Consider the following 1,089-nt stretch of genomic DNA (forward strand, 5'->3'; position numbering starts at 1 on the left):
GTGCTGTCGGCCAAGTTCGGCGGCGAAGCCAAGGCGTACGACCAGATCGACGCGGCTCCCGAGGAAAAGGCGCGCGGCATCACGATCAACACCGCGCACGTCGAGTACGAGACGGCCAAGCGCCACTACGCGCACGTCGACTGCCCCGGGCACGCCGACTACGTGAAGAACATGATCACCGGCGCCGCCCAGATGGACGGCGCGATCCTGGTGTGCTCGGCCGCCGACGGCCCGATGCCCCAGACGCGCGAGCACATCCTGCTGGCCCGCCAGGTGGGCGTGCCGCACATCATCGTGTTCCTGAACAAGTGCGACATGGTCGACGACGCCGAGCTGCTGGAACTCGTCGAGATGGAAGTGCGCGAGCTGCTGAGCAAGTACGACTTCCCCGGTGACGACACCCCCATCATCAAGGGCTCGGCCAAGCTGGCGCTCGAAGGCGACAAGGGCGACCTGGGCGAGCAGGCGATCATGCGCCTGGCCGACGCGATGGACACCTACTTCCCCGATCCGAAGCGTGCCATCGACGGCGCCTTCCTGATGCCGGTGGAAGACGTGTTCTCCATCTCCGGCCGCGGCACGGTGGTGACCGGTCGCGTGGAGCGCGGCGTGGTCAAGGTCGGCGAGGAAATCGAGATCGTGGGCCTGGTGCCGACGGTCAAGACCACCTGCACCGGCGTGGAGATGTTCCGCAAGCTGCTGGACCAGGGCCAGGCCGGCGACAACGTCGGCATCCTGCTGCGCGGCACCAAGCGCGAGGAAGTCCAGCGCGGCCAGGTGCTGTGCAAGCCGGGTTCGGTCAAGCCGCACACGCACTTCTCCGCCGAGATCTACGTGCTGAGCAAGGACGAGGGCGGCCGCCACACGCCGTTCTTCAACAACTATCGCCCGCAGTTCTACTTCCGCACGACGGACGTGACCGGCGCGATCGAGCTGCCCAAGGACAAGGAAATGGTCATGCCCGGCGACAACGTGACGATCACCGTCAAGCTGATCGCCCCGATCGCCATGGAAGAAGGCCTGCGCTTCGCCATCCGCGAAGGCGGCAAGACCGTCGGCTCCGGCGTCGTCGCCAAGATCATGGAGTAA

1 protein-coding gene is annotated in these 1,089 nt (G+C 66.2%); it reads left to right on the top strand.

The window, feature by feature from the left end; all coding sequences use genetic code 11:
• The coding region (tuf, locus tag WG902_RS22470; protein ID WP_340062452.1) for an elongation factor Tu at positions 1-1,089 on the top strand (1,089 nt) is incomplete at its 5' end.

Origin of the sequence: Ramlibacter sp. PS3R-8 (assembly GCF_037572435.1) — a bacterium.
In the GTDB taxonomy this organism is placed as follows: domain Bacteria; phylum Pseudomonadota; class Gammaproteobacteria; order Burkholderiales; family Burkholderiaceae_C; genus Ramlibacter.